2 protein-coding genes are annotated in these 3519 nt (G+C 42.8%); both read right to left on the bottom strand.

Going from position 1 to position 3519, the window contains the following annotated elements:
• Positions 1 to 209: 209 nt before the first annotated feature.
• The gene (locus IQ229_RS18575; RefSeq protein WP_194046243.1) at positions 210 to 887 is read right to left on the bottom strand and encodes a potassium channel family protein; all 678 of its coding nucleotides are present in this window, start codon (positions 885 to 887) and stop codon (positions 210 to 212) included.
• A gap of 185 nt (positions 888 to 1072) precedes the next feature.
• Positions 1073 to 3519: MFS transporter (locus IQ229_RS18580; RefSeq protein WP_194046245.1), on the bottom strand; the 2447-nt coding region annotated here is incomplete at its 5' end.

The raw sequence follows: 3519 nt of genomic DNA on the forward strand, positions 1-3519 counted from the left end.
ATCTTAAAATTATTATCCAGCGCCACTGTTTTCTGCAATGGGGTTGCTGGAATGGCGCTTGGTTTTGACTTGGGTGTTGATTCACAAGATGCAAGAATAATAACAGCGATCGCTAAATAAATATATCTATACAGCTTCATCAAAACTCACCAATTTTTTTATATGTGTAGCTAACCCTACCTAATAAACAGTTTAGGTAGGAACCGCGCTCAACATTTTTGTTCAATAAAATCAATGACTTGATGTAAGCATCTTGGTTTAGTCACAATCAGCACAGTTGAATGAGGTTCCAGTATTGTACTGCCGTTAGGAATCATCAAATCTTCGTGGGGATGGGATTGATAGCCAATAATTAGCGAACCAGTAGGGAATTGCGAATCCTGAGCAATTTCGGCAACGCTACGCCCAGCAACATAGCAATTGTTGGGTATAGAAAGTTTCAGAACCTCAATCTGTCCCTGCTCAAAATGCATCATTGATTCCACTTGTGGATACTCAATGGCGTTCACCATTGTTGAAACTGATAGTTCAACAGTACTGATAATATGATTAGCTCCAGCTATCCGCAGTGGTTCGGCAAAATCGGGGTGGCGCATCCGGCTCAAAATATGGGTGACGCCGTAGTGTTTAGCAAGAGTTACCATTGCCAAGTTTAAAGCATCGCTTCTCAGAACTGCTGCCAAGGAATCGGCTTTGCGAATCCCAGCTTCTAACAATACTTCTGTACTCACAGCACTGCCTTCAAAAGCCATTGCTCCTACTTGTTCGCGGGCGTAGCGGCAAGCGATAGGGTCAATGTCAATGACGGCAACAGTATGCCCTAGTTCTACCAGTTTTTGCGCCAAACTCAAGCCTACTAAGCCTGCTCCACCAATTAGTACGTACATGATTCCTGATATTCTTTGAATTTTTACTTCAGTTTACCAAATAGTCATTTGTCATTTGTCATTTGTCATTTGTCATTAAGTCTGCTCCCTCTGCTTCAGAATAGCTTGCACAGTTATTGGATGTTTTTTTATTTGAAATCCTTTAGCAGCAATAGAAATCACAAGATTATTCACGTGGAGGTTTTTTAATTGTAATTTTTGAATTGGTATTTTTCGAGTAACTCTTTAACTTGAGCGGACACCAAAGGATGTGGATCTTTTTGTAACTGGGGGAGGATTTGCAGGAGAACGCGATATGAAACCATATTTAAATATGCGATCGCAGCTTCTCTGACAAAGCCAGTTGGATGACGCAAACTCACTAATATCTCAGAACTGGTCAGTCGGATGCGTGTAACTTGAGCATAATGAAAACAGCAAGCTAAACACCAGTCAGAAAGGAAATTACCTAACATCAGCAATCTGTGGAGGCGATCGCTAACTACCATGTTCTCATATTCTACGATCTTAGCTTCGACAAGATATTGTAATTTTTCTGCCTGTGGTCGGTTGTCTAAAATATTCAGCAATAAAGACTTTGAAGACAAAGTTACGGTATGCTCTAAGATTTCTAACCCCCGCGCTAAGTTTACCACTGAGAGCGATCGCAGATTGAAGGATGCTGCTTGCATCTTTTCTGGCGAGTAAAGCAGTTTCAGTAATAGTAGCAGCCGCTCTTTCACATCCAATTCCAATTCTAGAAGAGCGCGTTGCAATAATTCAGAGACAATCACAATCCTTTGATTGGATTGATGATTTTCTTTTTGGTCTAATGTTTGGAAGTCAATGTATGCAGCGTAAATTTCACCTAAAAATTTTAATTCCTGCTTAATTAAATTTTCTACCCGACTTTCATAAAATCGATCTACTAAACCTTTAATTCCTGGTTGTTTGTGGATTTTTAGTAAGCTGCGGAGAATATGATCCCTAGTAGTACCCCAAGATATTTCCAAGTTTTCCCATAAAGTCTCCAACGCTTGCTGAGTACCGACTTGAGCAATGGTACGCCAAGCATACATCCGCACTACTTCTGGTTTGTAAATATTGGTAGCCAACCGCAACAGCATTTCTAAAGCTTCATTTTCTAGTCGCACTAGGGCTAACATGGCTGTACTGCGGGTTGATTTGTAATAAAGTGCTGCAATCAGTGCTGAATAGTACTCTTCTAAATGGGTGGCTGAAATCATTTCTAATACGGCACAGCGCACCCGTAATGACTCATCTTGTAATAAATTCGGGATATGAATCCGCAATGCCTGCAAATAAACTGCTTCTCTCAGCGCTCTAACTCCATTCACCCGTTCCCGTTCTTGCTTATGAGTCAGCATCCGGCGCATGGTTTGAGTAGCTGCTACCTTTTGCATGGGCGTTCCCTGGCGTAAGACTAAAGCGGCGGCAGTAGCGCGGATGAGTGAGTTTTGCCGGGGGTGTAAATATCCTTCTAAGAGGCTTAAATTAGGATTTGGTTCAGCCAGCCAAACGTAGCGCAGCGCTAAAGCAAAAACTTCGGGGTTAGTTTCTTGAGATTCTTCTAACAAAGGACGGATGGCGGCTAAATAAACCGGATTTACACCTCCCATTAGCATCACTTCCAAACTTTGGCGCTGCAAATCTGGGGTTAACTTCACTAGTAGCGGGGCTAAAACTTCCGCCGCTCCAAGGGAATCAATTTGGGCTAAAAGTTCAATACAAGAGCGTTTATCAGCCTCACTACCTTTTTCTGCTAAAGCTTTGACTACACCCTGTTTGAAAAATCGCAAGCCGACATTGCTTGCACTCAAGTGACCCCGCGCCACACTCAAGACTAACAGTTCCACATAACGCGATCGCAATTCCCAAACTACTGTTAAACAAGTGCCAGCTATCAGCATGGTTTCTGCTACCAACACCCATTTTTGTAGTGGTTCGGGTACAAACCGTCCACAAAACAAGATAGTTACAAAAATTAGCGCTCCTGTCAAACCTGTGGCGATCGCTTCGGCGGTTCCGCCAGATAAAGTTTGCATCCGGCTGCGAATTGCCTCTGGAATCGGTTGATACAGGATGGGGCCGCTACTCATGACAAAGGTGTAGCGCAGAAGTTCATCAAAGAATTTGACAATTATCAAACCCCAGAAAAAGCTTTGCGATTGCATGGCTGGAATTAAATGCAGTAATACCAGCACTCCTGGGAGTGAAAAGCCGACGGTGATTGGTAAAAGCGTCGCAGTAAAAAATACCCCCATGCGTTCGATGAGTCGGCTGGAAAAAAACCACTGCAACAACAACTCACACAGTCCCAACATCCCACCAAAAAGACCCAAAAAGCTCGCAAGTTCTCGGTCGCTCAAATTGGATTGGAGTTCGCGCAGATACTGAAAATCTATTAATAATCCAATAACTTGCAACAGTCCCACAAAAGCAAACAACTGCCAGACGTACCGCTTCAGCGGACTTTTAATGAAACGCTCTCGTGAAGCTTGTTGTTCAGGAACTAGTCTTTGTGGGGTTTCAGGGAAAGCTGCTCGATAGTGATGAGTTAAATAGAATAAAATCGCCGATCCTAATAAAATTACGATACAGGCGATGAGGATGATCTTATTCAGCGTGGTGT

Origin of the sequence: Nostoc cf. edaphicum LEGE 07299 (assembly GCF_015207245.1) — a bacterium.
Classification (GTDB): Bacteria; Cyanobacteriota; Cyanobacteriia; order Cyanobacteriales; family Nostocaceae; genus Nostoc; species Nostoc edaphicum_B.

Excerpts from the sequence above, each read along its gene's own strand:
- IQ229_RS18575 (WP_194046243.1), bottom strand. The coding sequence starts at position 887 with ATGTACGTACTAATTGGTGGAGCAGGCTTAGTAGGCTTGAGTTTGGCG.